The sequence below is a fragment of the Candidatus Babeliales bacterium genome, assembly GCA_041660205.1.
Classification (GTDB): domain Bacteria; phylum Babelota; class Babeliae; order Babelales; family Chromulinivoraceae; genus JACPFN01.
The window spans coordinates 40717-57327 of the sequence record JBAZWT010000006.1; the positions used below are offsets into that span (position 1 = coordinate 40717).

Annotated in this window: 31 protein-coding genes and 1 pseudogene; all 32 read right to left on the reverse strand. The window is 36.9% G+C overall.

Translation table 11 applies throughout. From position 1 onward, the window contains the following. Positions 1-37 precede the first annotated feature (37 nt). Positions 38-1015 carry a hypothetical protein gene (locus tag WC747_03025; protein MFA5998961.1) on the reverse strand — a complete coding sequence of 326 codons (978 nt, stop codon included), beginning with the start codon at positions 1013-1015 and terminating at the stop codon, positions 38-40. Between the two features lie 234 nt (positions 1016-1249). Continuing rightward, entirely contained in the window at positions 1250-1501 is a 252-nt protein-coding gene (locus WC747_03030; protein MFA5998962.1) for a NifU family protein, read from the reverse strand. After that, on the reverse strand, positions 1502-1858 hold the full coding sequence (gene rplQ / locus WC747_03035) for a 50S ribosomal protein L17 (protein ID MFA5998963.1): 357 nt from the start codon (positions 1856-1858) through the stop codon (positions 1502-1504). Between the two features lie 88 nt (positions 1859-1946). Next, positions 1947-3005, reverse strand: a complete 1059-nt coding sequence (locus WC747_03040) for a DNA-directed RNA polymerase subunit alpha (protein ID MFA5998964.1) — start codon at positions 3003-3005, stop codon at positions 1947-1949. 61 nt (positions 3006-3066) lie between these two features. After that, positions 3067-3654 carry a 30S ribosomal protein S4 gene (gene rpsD / locus WC747_03045; GenBank protein ID MFA5998965.1) on the reverse strand — a complete coding sequence of 196 codons (588 nt, stop codon included), beginning with the start codon at positions 3652-3654 and terminating at the stop codon, positions 3067-3069. Positions 3655-3686: 32 nt separating this feature from the next. Next, a complete protein-coding gene (rpsK, locus tag WC747_03050) occupies positions 3687-4070 on the reverse strand; it encodes a 30S ribosomal protein S11 (protein MFA5998966.1) in 384 nt (127 codons plus the stop codon). A gap of 29 nt (positions 4071-4099) precedes the next feature. Next, the gene (gene rpsM / locus WC747_03055; GenBank protein ID MFA5998967.1) at positions 4100-4486 is read right to left on the reverse strand and encodes a 30S ribosomal protein S13; all 387 of its coding nucleotides are present in this window, start codon (positions 4484-4486) and stop codon (positions 4100-4102) included. A 9-nt stretch (positions 4487-4495) separates the two neighbouring features. Then, positions 4496-4612 carry a 50S ribosomal protein L36 gene (gene rpmJ / locus WC747_03060; protein MFA5998968.1) on the reverse strand — a complete coding sequence of 39 codons (117 nt, stop codon included), beginning with the start codon at positions 4610-4612 and terminating at the stop codon, positions 4496-4498. A 35-nt stretch (positions 4613-4647) separates the two neighbouring features. Continuing rightward, a complete protein-coding gene (gene infA / locus WC747_03065) occupies positions 4648-4869 on the reverse strand; it encodes a translation initiation factor IF-1 (protein MFA5998969.1) in 222 nt (73 codons plus the stop codon). 24 nt (positions 4870-4893) lie between these two features. After that, the gene (gene map, locus WC747_03070; GenBank protein ID MFA5998970.1) at positions 4894-5649 is read right to left on the reverse strand and encodes a type I methionyl aminopeptidase; all 756 of its coding nucleotides are present in this window, start codon (positions 5647-5649) and stop codon (positions 4894-4896) included. Continuing rightward, on the reverse strand, positions 5639-6328 hold the full coding sequence (locus WC747_03075; GenBank protein MFA5998971.1) for a nucleoside monophosphate kinase: 690 nt from the start codon (positions 6326-6328) through the stop codon (positions 5639-5641). The genes map and WC747_03075 overlap by 11 nt, the downstream gene beginning before the upstream one ends. Next, positions 6325-7638 (reverse strand): preprotein translocase subunit SecY, encoded by a 1314-nt coding sequence (secY, locus tag WC747_03080; protein MFA5998972.1) that lies wholly within the window; start codon positions 7636-7638, stop codon positions 6325-6327. Before secY ends, WC747_03075 begins: the two co-directional genes overlap by 4 nt. A 13-nt stretch (positions 7639-7651) precedes the next feature. Continuing rightward, on the reverse strand, positions 7652-8080 hold the full coding sequence (gene rplO, locus WC747_03085; protein MFA5998973.1) for a 50S ribosomal protein L15: 429 nt from the start codon (positions 8078-8080) through the stop codon (positions 7652-7654). Further along, positions 8067-8591 (reverse strand): 30S ribosomal protein S5, encoded by a 525-nt coding sequence (gene rpsE / locus WC747_03090; GenBank protein ID MFA5998974.1) that lies wholly within the window; start codon positions 8589-8591, stop codon positions 8067-8069. Before rpsE ends, rplO begins: the two co-directional genes overlap by 14 nt. A 23-nt stretch (positions 8592-8614) precedes the next feature. Then, the gene (gene rplR, locus WC747_03095) at positions 8615-8980 is read right to left on the reverse strand and encodes a 50S ribosomal protein L18 (GenBank protein ID MFA5998975.1); all 366 of its coding nucleotides are present in this window, start codon (positions 8978-8980) and stop codon (positions 8615-8617) included. A 34-nt stretch (positions 8981-9014) separates the two neighbouring features. After that, positions 9015-9548 (reverse strand): 50S ribosomal protein L6, encoded by a 534-nt coding sequence (rplF, locus tag WC747_03100; GenBank protein ID MFA5998976.1) that lies wholly within the window; start codon positions 9546-9548, stop codon positions 9015-9017. A gap of 15 nt (positions 9549-9563) precedes the next feature. Further along, positions 9564-9956, reverse strand: coding sequence for a 30S ribosomal protein S8 (gene rpsH, locus WC747_03105; protein ID MFA5998977.1), 393 nt, complete (start codon positions 9954-9956; stop codon positions 9564-9566). Positions 9957-9980: 24 nt separating this feature from the next. Next, on the reverse strand, positions 9981-10286 hold the full coding sequence (gene rpsN / locus WC747_03110; GenBank protein ID MFA5998978.1) for a 30S ribosomal protein S14: 306 nt from the start codon (positions 10284-10286) through the stop codon (positions 9981-9983). Positions 10287-10293: 7 nt separating this feature from the next. Then, a pseudogene (gene rplE, locus WC747_03115) lies at positions 10294-10763 on the reverse strand (50S ribosomal protein L5). 123 nt (positions 10764-10886) lie between these two features. Then, positions 10887-11159, reverse strand: a complete 273-nt coding sequence (gene rplX, locus WC747_03120) for a 50S ribosomal protein L24 (GenBank protein ID MFA5998979.1) — start codon at positions 11157-11159, stop codon at positions 10887-10889. Positions 11160-11168: 9 nt separating this feature from the next. After that, a complete protein-coding gene (rplN, locus tag WC747_03125) occupies positions 11169-11534 on the reverse strand; it encodes a 50S ribosomal protein L14 (GenBank protein MFA5998980.1) in 366 nt (121 codons plus the stop codon). Positions 11535-11543: 9 nt separating this feature from the next. Continuing rightward, the gene (gene rpsQ / locus WC747_03130; GenBank protein MFA5998981.1) at positions 11544-11789 is read right to left on the reverse strand and encodes a 30S ribosomal protein S17; all 246 of its coding nucleotides are present in this window, start codon (positions 11787-11789) and stop codon (positions 11544-11546) included. Next, entirely contained in the window at positions 11776-11985 is a 210-nt protein-coding gene (gene rpmC / locus WC747_03135; protein MFA5998982.1) for a 50S ribosomal protein L29, read from the reverse strand. Before rpmC ends, rpsQ begins: the two co-directional genes overlap by 14 nt. 2 nt (positions 11986-11987) lie before the next feature. Beyond that, positions 11988-12398: a 50S ribosomal protein L16 gene (gene rplP / locus WC747_03140; protein ID MFA5998983.1), complete on the reverse strand. Its 411-nt coding sequence runs from the start codon at positions 12396-12398 to the stop codon at positions 11988-11990. Between the two features lie 17 nt (positions 12399-12415). After that, positions 12416-13060, reverse strand: a complete 645-nt coding sequence (gene rpsC / locus WC747_03145) for a 30S ribosomal protein S3 (protein ID MFA5998984.1) — start codon at positions 13058-13060, stop codon at positions 12416-12418. Between the two features lie 25 nt (positions 13061-13085). Then, positions 13086-13436: a 50S ribosomal protein L22 gene (rplV, locus tag WC747_03150; protein ID MFA5998985.1), complete on the reverse strand. Its 351-nt coding sequence runs from the start codon at positions 13434-13436 to the stop codon at positions 13086-13088. A 68-nt stretch (positions 13437-13504) separates the two neighbouring features. Next, positions 13505-13792 carry a 30S ribosomal protein S19 gene (gene rpsS, locus WC747_03155; GenBank protein ID MFA5998986.1) on the reverse strand — a complete coding sequence of 96 codons (288 nt, stop codon included), beginning with the start codon at positions 13790-13792 and terminating at the stop codon, positions 13505-13507. 28 nt (positions 13793-13820) lie between these two features. Continuing rightward, positions 13821-14636, reverse strand: coding sequence for a 50S ribosomal protein L2 (gene rplB, locus WC747_03160; protein MFA5998987.1), 816 nt, complete (start codon positions 14634-14636; stop codon positions 13821-13823). A gap of 9 nt (positions 14637-14645) precedes the next feature. Next, a complete protein-coding gene (locus WC747_03165) occupies positions 14646-15011 on the reverse strand; it encodes a 50S ribosomal protein L23 (protein MFA5998988.1) in 366 nt (121 codons plus the stop codon). Beyond that, positions 15002-15664, reverse strand: a complete 663-nt coding sequence (gene rplD / locus WC747_03170) for a 50S ribosomal protein L4 (protein ID MFA5998989.1) — start codon at positions 15662-15664, stop codon at positions 15002-15004. The genes WC747_03165 and rplD overlap by 10 nt, the downstream gene beginning before the upstream one ends. Positions 15665-15667: 3 nt before the next feature. Continuing rightward, positions 15668-16291 carry a 50S ribosomal protein L3 gene (gene rplC / locus WC747_03175; protein ID MFA5998990.1) on the reverse strand — a complete coding sequence of 208 codons (624 nt, stop codon included), beginning with the start codon at positions 16289-16291 and terminating at the stop codon, positions 15668-15670. A 14-nt stretch (positions 16292-16305) separates the two neighbouring features. Next, the gene (rpsJ, locus tag WC747_03180; GenBank protein ID MFA5998991.1) at positions 16306-16611 is read right to left on the reverse strand and encodes a 30S ribosomal protein S10; all 306 of its coding nucleotides are present in this window, start codon (positions 16609-16611) and stop codon (positions 16306-16308) included.

The window sequence follows — 16611 nt, forward strand, 5'->3', positions numbered from 1 at the left end:
AAATCCCTAATTGTATATATTGAATTTCGTCGAATTACTAAGCTACAACGTATGTTCTAGTTTTAGCATTCCAAATTTTTGGTGTATTAAATTGGCGCTTGTGCTTTACAACCGGAGTTACAACCGGAGTTACAACTGGAGCAACAACTTTTTCAATAATTGGAGCTTCCTGCGCAACTACAGCAGCTTTACGGAAAGGATTCAATTTTGAGAAAGAACCATTTTTATAAGCTTTGTATGTTGTGTATGAAATACCAGCAACCGCTGCTACGGCAGCAGTTGTAGCTACCTTACCATCGTGTTTAAAGTAACCAAGTTCTTTGCCCAAAGTATTTTTACAAGCTGATGAACCAAAAGTTTGAAGCTTAGTTCCTGTTGAAAGAGCAAGTGCTCTAACTTCATCTGCAAAGCTTACTGTCTGCTTAGAAGCAAATGACGCTACATTAGTAGATATAGTTTGACCTACAACATCATTTTTTGAGAATTCACGAACTGGAACTAATTCTTGAGCTACATTTGTTGATGAATTCATAGAATCAATAGCATTAACAGTCGCTGTACCAGTAATTAAACCAACGAGAGGATAAAAAACTTTTGCCCAAAAATTATTTGGAGTCGTATTTGAATTTGAATTCGCTTCAAATGAAAAATTTTGATTACTGTTCATTGAACTAGAAACTGTAACAGCTTCAACATCTTCGATCATAAATTTTTTTAACCATACAGAGCATGCAATAGCTTCTTGTTCTGCTGCACGTTTTTGTTGCGGAGTAAGAGCGTTAAGCACATAAGCATCAGCAACTTGCGTTTTATCATTGATCCACCAAGATTTGGTTTCTGGTTTGTATACCAAAGTACCATTTGAAATTTGGTTTTTAACCATGTTCGCCAAACAATTAACAGCGTTTGACATTGATTGGCTCAATGTAGCTGTTGGCCTAAACATGCTAACTGAAGGCATTACAGAACCTACCGTCATTATAGACAGAGCAAGTAACATTAATTTATTTTTCATTATAAAAAGCCCCTAATTAGGTTTTGTATAAATATGTACTCTTTTTATGCATTTTTTAATGCAGTTCCATCACTACAGACCTTTTTCGGGATACTTCATTAAATATTTTCTAGAATTTTTAATACGGCATACTATTAGTTATAGCATAGGCTTAGTAGGCCTGCAACAGGGGTAGAGGTGTTTGAGAAAGGGTTTTTTAAGGTACTGCACTAAGAGCCACTATTAAAAAATGAACTAATCTTCTTCCACAATTTCAACGCGAGAAATAGATGAAATTTTAGCTTTTAGTTGGCGTTCAATGCCATAAGTAAGGGTATAAAAAGAAAGGGGACATTGTACACATGTCCCGTAAAATTTGACGTAAACGATAGAATCTTTAAATCCTACCAATTCAACGCGCCCGCCATGTGACTCAATGTAGGGTTGTATTTCGTCGAGCGCTTGTTGAATTTGTACTATTATTTCAAAATTATCTGCTTGGGGCATTTAAACCCATTGCAAACGTGCCATATTAGCTGAATCGCTCGGGCGACGGCCAAGGCGTAAGATTCTTGTGTAACCGCCTGGGCGTGTTACATACTGAGGCGCAACTTCTGTAAACAATTTTACAAGAGCTACTTCGCTGTACGGTAATAATTGCAGTGCACGGCGACGAGAGTTAAAATCATTGCCTTTTGCTGCTATAGTTACCATTTTTTCAGCTAAACGACGGATTTCTTTTGCACCAGCAAGAGATACCGTAATGTGGCCATAGTTGATCAAATTAATTACTTGATTTCTCAAGTAAGCCTTCCGATAGGAAGACTTCATATTCAATTTCTTTTTGCTACTTAAATGTCTCATGGGACCTTTTCCTTACCAAAATACAATGACCCAAATTTCGTTTCCTACTTAGCTAAAGCTAGCAAGAACACGATGCCGGGCACGGTGATTATTTATTTCCAGTTTTTCGTTTCAATGCTTTTAATGCAACTTCTTCTTTGATATCCATACCAAAACGTAAACCTAATGATCTAAGTACGTCTTTGACTTCATCTAAAGATTTTCTTCCGAAGTTTTTAATTCTTAGACTTTCATCTTCAGAAACATTCACCAAATCAAGAACACGAGCAATGTTAGCATTCGCTAAACAATTGTGTGCACGAGCTGATAATTCCAACTCATCAATTGATTTGAAAAGAGCTTCAACAGGAATATCTTTAAATCCACTATCATCAATTTCTTCACTTGGGAAAGAAGATTCTTCTTCGCCTTGAGATGAAATATCGTTAAATGGAATTTCTTTATCAACTAAGAAGTTTTCAAGCTGCGTTCTTAAAACTGATACAGCATAATTCAATACATCAACAGGAGTTTCTGCACCATTTGTTGTAATTTCAAGCGTGATTTTATCGTAATCGATATCTTTTCCAACACGAGTCTTTTCAACATACAAAGCAACATTGCTCACAGGAGAAAACATTGCATCAAGGTACATACGACCATCTTGCGCAAGAGCTGTACCAATAGGCCACTGAGCCAATTGATAACCTCGACCTGACTCAACAAAAAATTCAATGTCAAGCACGCCATCTTTTGCAAGCGTTGCTATAACAAGATCTTTATTGATCAACTCTAAGTGCTCATCACAAACAATGTCTGCAACTGTAGCTATGCCTTTTTCACTACCAGAAAGAACCAATTTCATAGTGCCTGGTTTGTTTTCTTTATTTTTGATCACAATTTGTTTAATGTTCAAAACAATTTGCATGATATCTTCAACAATTCCAGGCAATGTTGAAAATTCATTATTAACACCTTTGATAATTACTGAAGTCACCGCAGAGCCTTCAATTGCCCCTAGCAATGAACGACGTAGTGCGTTACCCAAAGTAATACCAAAACCAGACTCTAATGGTTGAGCAGTTAACTTCCCAAAGACTTGAGTCATTGACTTTTTTTCCCAACCTAATGTTGGCATAGTAAGTGGCTTATACGTTGATTTCGACATGTTATTCCCTAATCAAAACTGACATATTCAAACTCGGTTTCATTACAACTAATTCGCTTTTTTATTTTGAATACAACGCAACAATCAAGTGTTCTTCAACAGGGAATTGTACGTCATTTCTAGTTGGATAGCGTAAAACTTTTCCAGTTCTATTTTGCTTTACAAGCTCTAACCACTCAGGAACTTTGATAGCAATATTCATACGCTTATCAACCACTGTTTCCAAGAATTGTGCTTTGTTTAAAACTGAAGAGTGTAGACCTACAACATCACCAATTGATACGAAGTATGAAGGCTTTGTTACTCTGATGCCGTTAACCAAGACATGTCCATGAACTACCATCTGGCGCGCTTGACTGCAAGAAATTGCCATTTTCAAGCGATACACCACATTGTCCAAACGACGCTCTAGTAAATTCAACAAGTTTTCCCCAGGAACACCTTCCATGTTAGAAGCTTCCTGATAAAAACGACGGAATTGTTTTTCACGCATTCCATACATTTGTTTTACTTTTTGCTTTTCTTGAAGTTGACGACCGTACTCTGAAGTACGTTTAAAACTTTTTTTTACTTCGCCTTGCTGACCAGCGCCAGTTGACTTTTGATCTTTTGATCTTGAATTTGTACTTGTATTCGGTTTATTTACCATATCATTCTAACCAGTTCTCGTAAGTTAATCTTTTATACACGACGTTTTTTAGGAGGACGAGTTCCATTATGAGGAAGTGGAGTTACATCTCGCAATGCTGAGACATGTAATCCTGAACTTTGGAATGCTCGAACGACTGAATCACGACCAGCTCCTGGACCTTGCAAGTTAATTTCTACGGTTTTTATACCCATACCTTGCATGTCTTTAGAAAGAGCATTTGCTATTTGAGAAGCTGCAAACGGAGTTCCCTTACGAGACCCTTTAAACCCTAATTTTCCCGCACTACTTGATAAAACAACATCACCTTCAGGTGTTGTAATTGTTACCAATGTGTTATTAAATGAAGACTTAACATGGGCTACTGCCGCAGACAATTGTCGCTTCGTTTTTTTTACTTTTTTGTTAAACGCCATAGTTTATCTTACCTAATCAACAGATCTTATTATTTTGTTACTTTTTTCTTCATTGCAACTGCAGAACCTGCTCTACGAGGACCTTTTCTTGTTCTCGCATTTGTTTTTGTACGCTGACCACGTGTTGGCAGACCTTTTTTATGTCGCAATCCACGATACGAACCAATCTCCTGAAGTCTTTTGATTGCCATAAGAACTTCTTTACGCAAATCACCTTCAGTGGTATATTCGTCGGTAACTTTTTTTTGAATTGAAAAGACTTCTTGATCAGAAAGATCTTTTACTCTTGTATCAAAATTAATGCTGAGAGCTGTTAAAATCTCTTGCGATGATTTTAATCCTATGCCATAGACATAAGTAAGCCCATATTCTATTCTTTTTCGAGGAGGTAAATTAACTCCAGAAATTCTTGCCATAAACGACCCTTATCCTTGACGTTGTTTGTGCTTCGGGTTTTTTTTACAAATTACTCTTACAACTCGTTCTCGTCGAATAATTCGACAATCACCGCACATTACTTTTACTGATGTTCTTACTTTCATTATAACAGCTTTCTTTCAAAAAAAAATTAATTTAACTATTTATTTCTACGTACAATTCTTCCACGAGTTAAATCGTAAGGAGAAAGCTCCAAAACAACCTTATCACCAGGTAAAATCCGAATAAAATTCATACGCATTTTACCAGACACATGTCCTAAAATCATATGCCCTCCCTCTACTTCAACTTTAAACATTGCGTTCGGCAATGTTTCTTTTACAATCCCGTCAATTCGGACAACATCATCTTTTTGTTTCATACCAACCTTATATCTTTGTAACGCTTATTGAATCAGTCTTGTTAAAATTTCAGGACCATTTTCTCCGATCAGTATCGTATCTTCTACGTGTGCTGCCAAAGTTTTATCCTTAGTTTTAACAGTCCAGCCATCTCGATCAACATACACTTCATACGAACCTTGTGTGATCATAGGCTCAATTGCAAAAGTCATTCCAACCTGCAATCGCATCCCTGTACCAGCAGTTCCAAAATTAGGAACATCAGGCTCTTCATGCATGTGTCTGCCAATTCCATGACCTGCAAAATCTCGCACAACCCCATATTTATAATGCTCCACATGCCCTTGGATAGCTGCAGAAATATCATACAGTCGTTTTCCAACAACCGCCTGTGCTATTCCTTTATCCAAAGCTTGCTGAGCAATAACTATCAAATGGTTTTTGTGTTCATCTTGCTCATTTCCAACTATATAACATCGAGCCATATCCGCACAGTACAGTTGCCAAGCAGCACACACATCAACTTTTACAAGATCACCTTTTTGTAAAATAACTTGCGCACTAGGCACACCATGCACCACAACATCATTAACAGAAATACAGCTTACGTGCTTATACCCCTTATATCCTTTTGACTGAGAAACAAGCTGCCGCTTTAGTAATTCTTCCTCAATCCAGGCATCAATGACTGCAGTTGATACACCTTCTTGTATAATTGGATTAATTTTTTCAAAGATATCGGCGAGTAATTTACCCGCTGTCCTCATCTTTTCTAGGGCTTGTTTGCTTTTAATAATCATATTTTTGGAGCACTATTTTAAAATCTTCAAAAACATCTTGTACCGATTGATCACCATTCAACATTTCTATATTCAGTCCTTTATCAATATAAAAATCAATAACTTCCTGTTCATGTTGATAGTACGCTTGTAATCTTAATTTCAATGCTTCTAAGCTATCGTCTGACCGTCTTACAAGGCTGCTGCCACATTTATCACAAACCATTGATACCTTTGGTTTGGACTTTGAAGCTGCAGATGTTGAATAAATCTGTCCACAATCTTTATTTGAACATGACACTCGATTTACAATTCGATCAGCCAAAAGATCTGAGTTTATATTCAATTTAACTAAAACCAACTGGAAGTTTTGCAATCTTTCTTGCATCAACAAATCTAACATTTCAGCCTGTTTGCGCGTTCTTGGATAACCATCTAGGATAAAGTCTTGCGACACTTCTTTTTGATCAATTATCCAATCTGCTACCATACCTGCAACAATTTCATCTGAAACAAATTTACCTTGTTCAGACGCTGCTTTAATTTGCTTTCCAATTGCAGTGCCAAGTTTTATGTGTTCTCGGCACAAATCACCAGTTGATATATGCTTCCATCCAAAATGCTCTACGCACATTGATGAAAGCGATCCTTTACCAGAACCAGGTGGCCCAAAAAACAAAAATATTTTGTTTTTTATCAACGAGCACCCCCACGTTTCATTCTGCCTCCATTGGACAAAAATCCTTCGTAGCGACGTTCAATCAAATATGATTCAACCTGACTTGATAGCTCAAGAGCAACACCAACAACAATCAGCATTGAAGTTCCACCCATTTCAAAAGGAATTCCAAAAACTTTTTGTAAAATTGCTGGGAATATTGCCAGAGTACCAAGATAAATAGCACCTACAAGTCCAATTCTATTCAACAAATATTCAAAATATTGAGCCGTTTGTTTTCCAGGACGCATCCCAGGAACAAATCCACCATTTTTTCTAATGTTTTCAGCAAGCTCTGTTGGATTAACCAAAATCGCTGTATACAAAAATGAAAACATAATGATTAACAAAAATTCTGAAACATGATACAACGGTCCGCTATAAAACGCTTGAATTACTGTATTAACCATCGGAAACTTCGTGGATAACGCACTTCCAATTACGAGTGGAAATCTCAAAATAGTTCCTGCAAAAATAACAGGCATAATATTAGCGCTATTGATTTTAAATGGTATGTAGCTGCTTTGGCCGCTATATACTCGATTTCCTACAATTCTACGTGCATATTGTACAGGAATTTTTCGCTCACCTTTTTCTAAAAAGATAATTGCTGCAGTAATAAATAAAAATGCAACAAGCACCATGAGGGCCAGTATAATACTTAAACTACCTTCTTGTACCAGGTGAACTAATTTCAAAATCATAGTTGGATAAGTAGAAACGATACCAGCAAAAATAATCACTGAGCTACCATTTCCGATTCCATGAAGTGATATTTGATCGCCAAACCACATAACAATCATAGCTCCAGCGGTCAAAGTCATTACAAAAAGAATTCGAAACGACCATCCAGGTATAAGCACCAATCCTTGATGTTCAAGAAGTGTTGCCATCCCAGCGCTTTGCATAACTGCTAAGCCTAAAGCCAAATATCTTGTGTATTGATTAAGAATTTTACGACCATATTCACCATCTTTAAGCAATTGCTCTAAAGATGGAAGAGTCATTCCCAATATTTGCATCATAATTGAAGCAGTGATGTAGGGCCCGATGCCCAAAGCAAACACTGTACATTGAGCTAATGCACCACCAGAAAAAATATCAAAATAACTTAATAATCCACCAATCCCTGATTTTTGCTGCATATATTCGTAAAGTTTTGGAACGTCAACACCAATTACTGGTATATATGTTCCTAAACGAGCAACGACTAAAACACCTAACGTAAAAGCTATCTTTTTACGAAGCTCAGAAATTAGAAAAATATTTCGAAAACTTTTTAATAAAACCACGTTCTTACTACTCCTAAACGAGTTTAACTGCACCGCCTACACGCTCTACAGCTTCTTTTGCGGTTTGACTACATGCGTCAACAACAAGTGTTATATTTTTTTCTAAAACACCAGTCGCCAGTACTTTAACTAACATTCCTTTTTTGACACATCCTGCTTCAAGCAACATTTGTTTGGTTACTGTTTGTCCATCTTCAAAAAGACGATTTAATTGTTCAAGAGTTACCAAATCAAATTCTTGCTTAAACATGTGGTTGCTAAATCCGCGTTTTGGTAAACGACGAGACAAAGGCATTTGTCCACCTTCAAAGCGCGCAGAAACACTTCCGCCTGAGCGAGCTTTTTGGCCCTTATGACCTTTTCCTGAAGTTCCACCGCGACAACCACCGCGTCCAACACGTTTTCTTTTTTCTGTTAATTTTACTAAGTTATTCAGCTGCAACATTGTTTTTTCCTGTTATTTCCTGTACTGTTTTGCCTCTTAATTTAGCAATATGTTTTACAGATCGAAGCTTTGATAAAGCATTCAAAGTTGCTTTAACCACATTGATATTATTTGATGAACCAATTGATTTAGTCAAAATATCTTTAATACCAAGAGCTTCCATTACCGCACGAACCGCTCCACCAGCAATAATTCCTGTACCTTTAGAGGCAGCTCGAATCACTACTTTACATGCTCCGTGATAACCTTCAACATTGTACGGAACAGTTGTGTTACGCATCGGAATTGTAATCCGTTGTTTATTTGCTCTTACAGTTGCTTTTGCAATAGCTGCAGAGACATCTTTGCCTTTGCCAATTGCTATGCCCACGTTGCCTTGTTGGTCACCCGATACAACAAAAGCTGAAAACGCAAAACGTTTACCACCTTTAGTAACTTTGGTAACACGTCGCACGCTCACTGCTTTTTCAAAAGAGCCTTTTTCTTCCTGGATCTGTTTTTTTATCATAATTTAATACCAACGTTTAAATGTTATATTTTCAATCCGCCTTCTCTAAGGCCTTCAGCCAAAGATTTGACGCGACCGTGATACAAATAGCTTCCTCGATCAAAGCAAGCAACATTAACGTTTGCTTCTAATGCTTTGCGAGCAAGGTCTAGTCCCACAGATTTTGCTATAGCCGTTTTATCAAGTTTTTCTGTTTTAGTTTTTAATGCTAAAACAGCTGATGATGAAGCTACGATTGTTTTTTGCATGCTGTCATCAATCAATTGTGCATAAATATGATTATGACTTCTGAAAACAGATACTCTTGGATGTACTGATTTTGCTCGTAAAGCATTTCGCACACGCATTGCTCTGCGTTGACGTTTTTGCTGTATTTTCTTAATATTCACCTAAATGTCCTTTGCAATCTTTAATTAATCTTTGTTAATTTTTTCCTGTTTTTCTATGAATGATCTCATCTTGCAAACGAACACCCGTCCCTTTGTACGGTTCAGGTCTTCTTAAAGCACAAATACGTTGAGCAACGTCTCCAACCAAAAATTTACTTGTTGATCGAATATTTATTTTTTGACCTGTTTTGTCAATTACAACTGCAACGTCTGCAGGCAACTCAAAGTCAATTTTATGGCTATAGCCCAAAGAAAACACAATAGTATTTCCTTTTAGCTCGCCCTTATATCCTAAACCAACAATAACAACGTTTTCAGCGAATTCATCTATTGAGCCCATTAATTCATTTGAAAGCAAAGCTCTATGAAGTCCCCAAAAGTTATTATTTTTTTTATCTAGAGGGTTTGTAAGCTCTATTTTAAGAAAATCATTTTCAAGTTTCGCACGTAAACAATCTGGTAACAAGTATGTCCCTGATTTTTTTGCTCCCTTGTAAGAAACAGTTTGGCCATCTATTGTTACAGCAACATCTTTAGTGCTGATAGGTTTTCTACCAATTTTAGACATACACAGTTTCCTTTATTACCAAATTGTACAAATTAATTCGCCGCCAACACGATGCTTCTTAGCAACCTGACCAGTCATAACACCCTTGCTAGTAGTTAAAATGCTTACGCCTAAACCACTAATAACAGGTTTGACATTGTCAACGCCAGTGTAAACACGACGACTTGGCTTACTGATACGAGTGATTTCATGAATCACCGATTCGCCATCAACATACTTCAATACAATTTTGATATTTTTTTGCTCTAGCTGTTCTTCTACTAAAACATCTAAAACAAAACCTTCTTCTTTTAAGATTTGAGCAATTTCATAACGAAGTCTTGAATAGCTAGTCTCAACAGAATGCTTTGACCTTACAATGCCATTTCGAACTATCGTTAAAAAATCTGCAATTACATCTTTTGACACATTAATCCCTTATCGTAACCAAATTTACCAGCTTGCTTTTTTCACACCAGGCAAAAGCCCATTTGAAGCAAGTTCTCTGAAAACAATCCTAGAAACACCAAAAAATCCAATATATCCACGAGGACGTCCTGTTTGTGAACAACGTTTTTTCAAACGAGCAGGACTTGAATTTCTTGGAAGATCTGTAAGCGTTGCTTGAGCAGCCAAACGTTCTTCAAGAGAAACCTTTGTATTGCTCACAATTTTTTTCAACGCACTTCTTTTTTCTTTGAACTTTGCAACGAGACGGTCTCGTTTTTTATCGCGTTCTACGACAGACGTTTTTGACATATATTACCTATTTACTTTCTTGAACAAAAGGCATACCAAAACTTTTCAATAATGCATATGCATGTTTTGGATCTTTTGTGGTCGTTTCAATTGAAATATTTAAACCAAATACTTTGCTTGATGTTTCATAATCAACTTCAGGAAAAATAACCCATTCTTTAATACCAAGGTTATAATTTCCAGAATTATCAAATTTTGCAGAAACGCCCCTAAAATCTCGCACCATAGGTAGCGACAAATTAATCAATCTATCTAAAAATTCGTACATACGTTGTCTTCTTAAAGTTACCATAACTCCAAGAGGCATACCTTCTCGAATTTTAAAACCTGCAATAGATTTTTTCGCAATTGTTTTGACCGCAGCTTGACCAGCAATCATCGTCAAAATTTTTTGAACACTTTGCAAAATCTTACTGTCAGCAACCGCTTCTTTAACACCAATGTTCAAAACGATTTTGAAATCTTAGGAGTCTGCATTACATTCCCCAAACCTAACTCTTTATGTAAATCAAGAGCAAGCTTTTCATTGTATAAGACTTCTAATCGAGCTTTTTTGAGACTATTCACTTTTAAATTCCCTTTGCTGGCCTTGCGGATATTTTATGAAATCCGTTTAATCTTATTAACTCGTACCGGTTTTCCTGTCATTGCATCAACGGGCATAACGTTAGATGCATTGATAAAGGCTTCGCGTTTTTGTATTCCAGCAACATCGCCTTGACGACGAGCTTTTACGTGCTTGGTAACAATATTTACGCCTTCAACTTTAATTCTACCAAACTTTTTGCAAAGTTCTAGAATTTCGCCTACTTTTCCTTTATCTTTTCCAGTAACTACCTGAACTTTGTCGTTTTTTTTCAATTGATTTTTCATCTGTTTTCCCTACAAAACTTCTGGAGCCGAAGAAACAATTTTCGCTTGACCAGTTGCACGAATTTCACGAGCAACAGGACCGAAAATTCGAGTTCCTAACATTTTACCGTCTTTTAAGATAACCCCAGCGTTTTCACTAAAACGTATGTAAGTTCCATCCGCACGACGAAGTTCTTTTCTTGTTCGAACGATCATAACATCGACGATATCACCTTTTTTGACCATGCCTTGTGGTATTGCTACCTTAACAGAACATTTCACGATATCACCAATAAATGCGTATCTTTTGCGAGTGCCTCCAACCAAGTGAAAACATTTCAATAGTTTAGCACCAGAATTATCAGCAACCTTTAAAAAGGATTCTTTTTGTATCATGCGTTTACCTTAACTAATAACTCGGTGTAGATACATATATTTTGTTTTCGACTTAGGAGCACCTTCAAAAAACTCTACACGATCTCCAATTTTTGCTACTTCTTCTGGATCATGTACTTTGTAATTTTTGACAGTTCTAACAATTTTTTGAAACTTCTCATGTTTGAATGCTCGCTCATAAGAAACAACTATTGTTTTATTCATTTTGTCAGAGATTACAACTCCGCTCAAAAACTTTTTATTACTGGTCGCCATGTAATTCCTTTTGTCTTAAGAATGTTAACGCACAAGCTAAGCTTCTACGTAAACTTCTTGCAAGAGCTGTGTTTTTTTCAGGAGTTGAAAACTTTTTCATTCTCAATAAAAACATCTCTTTGCGTATTTCTTCTGCTCGAATCTTTAATGGCTCTACAGCCATTTGTTTTAATTCGTTTTTTATATTCTTTTGCATGATTAAACTTCCTTTCTTACAAACTTTGTTTTCATTGGAAGTTTATAAGAAGCCATTCTAAAAATTTCTTTTGCTGTTGCTTCATCTACATCGCCAAGTTCACAAATAACTCGTCCACGCTTTACTACAGCAACCCAAAATTCTGGATTTCCTTTACCTTTACCCATACGAGTTTCAATTGGTTTTTTACTAACAGGTTTGTCAGGAAACACTCTTAAAAAGAATTTTCCAACCTTTTTTATTCTACGAGCAACGGTAACACGCACAGATTCAATTTGCTGGGCTGTTAACCAAACTGGCTCAACAGCTTCAAGACCAAATTCTCCGAACGCAACTGTACGAGCTCCCTTAGAAATACCGGTCATTCTTCCACGGTGTGATTTTCTAAATTTTACTTTTTTTGGCATCAACATGGCTTATTCTTTCTGTTTTATTTTGTTTGGTATTCGCCAACACAGATCCAAACTTTGACCCCAATAACTCCCATTACGGTATATGATCGAGCATATCCATAACTAATATCAGCACGAAGCGTATGAAGAGGTACAGATCCAACTCTTGACCATTCAGCGCGAGCAATTTCAGCTCCGTTCAAACGACCTTTACAGCAAATTTTAATCCCTCGAGCACCAGCTCTCATAGCAGATGTCGTAGCTTTTTTCATAAGCTTTTTAAAGTTTGCACGTTGTTCAAGTTGACTTGCTATACTTTTTGCTACTAAAACAGCGTCAAGCTCTGGAGTTCTTACTTCTTCAACAGAAATATCAACACCACTCACTTGAAGCATGCTTGCTAAATTTTTTCTTAAAACATCAACTTCTTGACCTTTTTTCCCGATAACAATTCCGGGACGAGCAGAATGAACAATAACTTTGACGACCCCGCCAGTTTTTTTTATTTCAATTCTTGCTACTTCAGCCTTACTGAGACTTTTTTCTAAATATTTTCTAATTATTAAATCATCACGGAGTTCTTTAGCGTAAGATCCTTTTACGGAACTTCTTGGAAACCACTGAGCATCCCAGTCTCTATAAACTCCGACACGAAATCCTATCGGATTAACCTTTTGACCCATAAAGTTTTCCTCTCAATCAATCTATTTATTGTTTTTCAACGTCTATACGCTTCAATACAATCGTGATATGGCTTAGTCTTTTTCTCAAAACCATAGAACGTCCCATTGCAGACGGTTTAAAATATTTATAAGCTGGCCCCTGATCGACACGAACTTCTTCAATTCTTAAGTCTTTAGGAGCGATATCTTCTTGCCGATTGCGCGCATTTGCAATAGCAGATTCAAGAAGTTTTGTTACAGGTAACGATTTTTTAAGTCCGTATACTTTTAACCAGCCCAATGCATATTGAGCATTTTTTCCACGTATAACATCTACAATTGGTCGCAATTTATACGGTGATCGTTTGATAAATTTTGCCGACGCTTTAAAATCCATGTCTTACCCATTTATTAATCATACTATTATTTTAACAAAATGCAGCAGCAACTCAAGAAAAACATCCATTACGATTTTGAAACCGTACTTGTTTGACGTTGTCCACTATGCATTTTAAATGTTCTAGTTGGAGCAAACTCACCTAAATGATGCCCAACCATGTTTTCGCTTACCAATACTTCAACAAATTTTTTGCCATTGTGTACTGCAAATGTCAGCCCAACAAATTCTGGTAAAATTGTGCTTCTTCGCGACCAAGTTTTAATAACTTCACGCTTAGAACTTTCTTTTACTTTTTCGACTTTTTTCATAACTGAAGGGTCCACAAAAGGACCTTTTTTTGCCGATCTAGCCATAGCTCACTTCCACGTATTTTTGAAGACCTTATTTACGTCTTCTAATAATTAACACATCTTTTTTACGACGAGTTCTTGTTCCTTTACATCCTTTACCCCAAGGAGTAACTGGATGAGAACCAGATTTCGATCTTCCTTCACCACCACCATGTGGGTGATCAACAGGGTTCATAGCCATACCACGAACTGAAGGTCTCCATCCAAGTTGACGAGTTCGTCCAGCTTTACCCCAAGAAATATTCTTGTAATCAGCGTTTCCGAGAACTCCAACTGTAGCCCAACAATCTAAGTTCAACATGCGAACTTCGTTTGAAGGCATTTTTAACGTCGCAAAATTTTCATCTTTTGCAATAATCTGAGCTGATGTTCCTGCGCTACGCGCAAGTTTTCCGCCAGAATTTGGTCTCATTTCAATATTGTGGATAAAAAATCCAGCAGGAATACGACGAATAGGTAAGCAATTACCAACCTTCGGCTCAACGTTTGCTCCTGCAATAACAGAACTGCCTTCTTTCAAAGTTTCTGGTAGCAAGATATAACGTTTATCTCCATTTTTATAAAAAACTAATCCAAGATGCACGTTACGATTTGGATCATACTCAAGTGATTGAATAATTCCTTCTACATCGCGTACAGATCGTTGAAAATCAACTATTCTATACTTCTTATCTGCACCACCACCTCTATGACGAACCGTAATTCGACCATAAGCATTTCTTCCACCCTTTTTACGTAATCCAATAGTAAGACTTTTTAAAGGCTTTTCTTTTGAAAGATGAGACGTATCAATGAATGTTTGAAATCGTAAAGAAGCGTTTCTTGGTTTTCTCGCAACAATTGCCATACAAAATCCTTAACTGTTTTCATTTAAGCGAGAAGCAGAACCTTGCAACTTCTCTGCATTTTCATGCCCAACTGACATAGCTGCATCACCAAAAAGATTCAATTCATGACCTTTTTTAAGAGTTATGACTGCAACTTTTCGCAAATTATCAAAGCTTACATTTTTCGTTTTAGAAAGCTTACGCTTTCCTTTACGAACTATAACATTCACAGATTCAACTTCAACGTTAAAAAGTTTATGCATAGCTTGTGCGATCAATGATTTGTTAGCTTCTGGATGCACTTCTAATGTGATTTTTTTCAATGTTTGATGTAATCGGTATGCTTTGTTAGAGACTACCGGTCCAACAATAATATTAAAGATGCTTAATTCCATTTTGCCACCATATCTTTAAACATGCCAATGTCTTTTTGCAACACAACGATGCAATTTCCTAAAGAAAGTTCATACGCATTAACATCATCAAAACTTAATACTTGAACATAGTTCAAATTGTTCATTGATGCCCAATGTGTAAAATCTTCTCGAGGTAAAAACAGCGTTACTTTTTTGTCCATCAAACCAGCATTTGAAAATGCTTTATGAGCTAATGCCGTTGAAGGTTTTTCTCCAGGCAATGTCCAATCAAAAGCAAATAAATTGCCTCGGTTTGCATACGACGCCATACACGCTGAAAGTACTTGGCTTTTGTTCTTTTTGTTAATTTTCAAACTTCTAACGCGGGGTTGCGGACCAAAGATAACGCCACCACTTCTCCATAATGGAGATCGTGCGCTACCAGCACGAGCACGTCCAGTTCCTTTTTGTTTCCAAGGTTTTTTATTTGAAAACGAAATTTCACCACGTGATTTGCAGCCAACAGTTCCTTGGCGCCAATTTTGCATTAACGCTCGAACCCATACCGCATAGCTCACTTCTGCATTATGCTCAACAACAAGACCTAGATCCTGAACAGAGATTTTAGTAAGAGAACTTGCTACCTGGTTTGCATCATTTGAATTCATTTTTTTATCAATTTGCTTATTCATCTTTTACCCATTCTTACGAACGTATACTAAGTCACCAGGCTTTCCAGCCATAGCACCCTTAATCAGAATAAGATTATCTTGAGGTACAACTTGTACAACTTCAAGGCCTCTTACTGTTTTACGCGTTACACCCATATGACCAGCCATCTTTTTACCTTTGATAACTTTCCCTTGTGAACGCATGAAGCTGATACTTCCCGGTCGTCTTCCCAACATTGAACCATGACTTGCCACGCCGCCTGTAAATTTATGTCGACGCATTACACCTGCAAAGCCACAACCCTTTGTTGTTCCCATAACGTTAACAATATCTTTTGCTTTCACAATGTTTGAAAAATCAAATGACTGACCCACTAAGATATCATCCGATACTAGATCAACTAAAATTTCTTTCACCCAACGAAAATACTTTGATTTTTGTTTGAGCCAATCTTCATGAAACTGTGCACTTTGATGCTTTTCACGAATATATGCAACCTGAATTGCATTATATCCATCTTTGGCATGGGTTTTAATTTGAGAAACAACCCACCAAGAAGCATCAACAGCGGTTACTGGGACGACTTTATTGTCTTCAGAAAAGACCTGAGTCATTCCTACCTTGCGGCCCCAAAAACCATTAACCATAATAACCCTTTGTTTTACTTAATTTCAACATCAACACCAGCAGAAATATTCAGCTTCATCAATGCAGCCATAGTCTGGTCTGACGGTGAAATCATTTCTAAAATCCGCTTGTGTGTAATAATTTCGAATTGCTCACGAGATTTTTTATCGATATGCGGAGAACGCAACACAGTAAAACATCGCTTTTTATTTGGCAAAGGAACAGGACCGACAAGGTCGGTTCCTGTTTTTTTAGCCGTCATAGCAATTTCTTTTACTGCTTTATCAAGTAATTGATGATCGTAAGATTTTAATGTTAATCTAATTTTCTGTTTTTTCAT

Excerpts from the sequence above, each read along its gene's own strand:
- WC747_03025 (MFA5998961.1), bottom strand. The coding sequence starts at position 1,015 with ATGAAAAATAAATTAATGTTACTTGCTCTGTCTATAATGACGGTAGGT.
- WC747_03030 (MFA5998962.1), bottom strand. The coding sequence starts at position 1,501 with ATGCCCCAAGCAGATAATTTTGAAATAATAGTACAAATTCAACAAGCG.
- rplQ (MFA5998963.1), bottom strand. The coding sequence starts at position 1,858 with ATGAGACATTTAAGTAGCAAAAAGAAATTGAATATGAAGTCTTCCTAT.
- WC747_03040 (MFA5998964.1), bottom strand. The coding sequence starts at position 3,005 with ATGTCGAAATCAACGTATAAGCCACTTACTATGCCAACATTAGGTTGG.
- rpsD (MFA5998965.1), bottom strand. The coding sequence starts at position 3,654 with ATGGTAAATAAACCGAATACAAGTACAAATTCAAGATCAAAAGATCAA.
- rpsK (MFA5998966.1), bottom strand. The coding sequence starts at position 4,070 with ATGGCGTTTAACAAAAAAGTAAAAAAAACGAAGCGACAATTGTCTGCG.
- rpsM (MFA5998967.1), bottom strand. The coding sequence starts at position 4,486 with ATGGCAAGAATTTCTGGAGTTAATTTACCTCCTCGAAAAAGAATAGAA.
- rpmJ (MFA5998968.1), bottom strand. The coding sequence starts at position 4,612 with ATGAAAGTAAGAACATCAGTAAAAGTAATGTGCGGTGATTGTCGAATT.
- infA (MFA5998969.1), bottom strand. The coding sequence starts at position 4,869 with ATGAAACAAAAAGATGATGTTGTCCGAATTGACGGGATTGTAAAAGAA.
- map (MFA5998970.1), bottom strand. The coding sequence starts at position 5,649 with ATGATTATTAAAAGCAAACAAGCCCTAGAAAAGATGAGGACAGCGGGT.
- rpsE (MFA5998974.1), bottom strand. The coding sequence starts at position 8,591 with ATGATAAAAAAACAGATCCAGGAAGAAAAAGGCTCTTTTGAAAAAGCA.
- rplF (MFA5998976.1), bottom strand. The coding sequence starts at position 9,548 with ATGTCTAAAATTGGTAGAAAACCTATCAGCACTAAAGATGTTGCTGTA.
- rpsN (MFA5998978.1), bottom strand. The coding sequence starts at position 10,286 with ATGTCAAAAACGTCTGTCGTAGAACGCGATAAAAAACGAGACCGTCTC.
- rplX (MFA5998979.1), bottom strand. The coding sequence starts at position 11,159 with ATGAAAAATCAATTGAAAAAAAACGACAAAGTTCAGGTAGTTACTGGA.
- rplN (MFA5998980.1), bottom strand. The coding sequence starts at position 11,534 with ATGATACAAAAAGAATCCTTTTTAAAGGTTGCTGATAATTCTGGTGCT.
- rpsQ (MFA5998981.1), bottom strand. The coding sequence starts at position 11,789 with ATGGCGACCAGTAATAAAAAGTTTTTGAGCGGAGTTGTAATCTCTGAC.
- rpmC (MFA5998982.1), bottom strand. The coding sequence starts at position 11,985 with ATGCAAAAGAATATAAAAAACGAATTAAAACAAATGGCTGTAGAGCCA.
- rplP (MFA5998983.1), bottom strand. The coding sequence starts at position 12,398 with ATGTTGATGCCAAAAAAAGTAAAATTTAGAAAATCACACCGTGGAAGA.
- rpsC (MFA5998984.1), bottom strand. The coding sequence starts at position 13,060 with ATGGGTCAAAAGGTTAATCCGATAGGATTTCGTGTCGGAGTTTATAGA.
- rplV (MFA5998985.1), bottom strand. The coding sequence starts at position 13,436 with ATGGATTTTAAAGCGTCGGCAAAATTTATCAAACGATCACCGTATAAA.
- rpsS (MFA5998986.1), bottom strand. The coding sequence starts at position 13,792 with ATGGCTAGATCGGCAAAAAAAGGTCCTTTTGTGGACCCTTCAGTTATG.
- rplB (MFA5998987.1), bottom strand. The coding sequence starts at position 14,636 with ATGGCAATTGTTGCGAGAAAACCAAGAAACGCTTCTTTACGATTTCAA.
- WC747_03165 (MFA5998988.1), bottom strand. The coding sequence starts at position 15,011 with ATGGAATTAAGCATCTTTAATATTATTGTTGGACCGGTAGTCTCTAAC.
- rplD (MFA5998989.1), bottom strand. The coding sequence starts at position 15,664 with ATGAATAAGCAAATTGATAAAAAAATGAATTCAAATGATGCAAACCAG.
- rplC (MFA5998990.1), bottom strand. The coding sequence starts at position 16,291 with ATGGTTAATGGTTTTTGGGGCCGCAAGGTAGGAATGACTCAGGTCTTT.
- rpsJ (MFA5998991.1), bottom strand. The coding sequence starts at position 16,611 with ATGAAAAAACAGAAAATTAGATTAACATTAAAATCTTACGATCATCAA.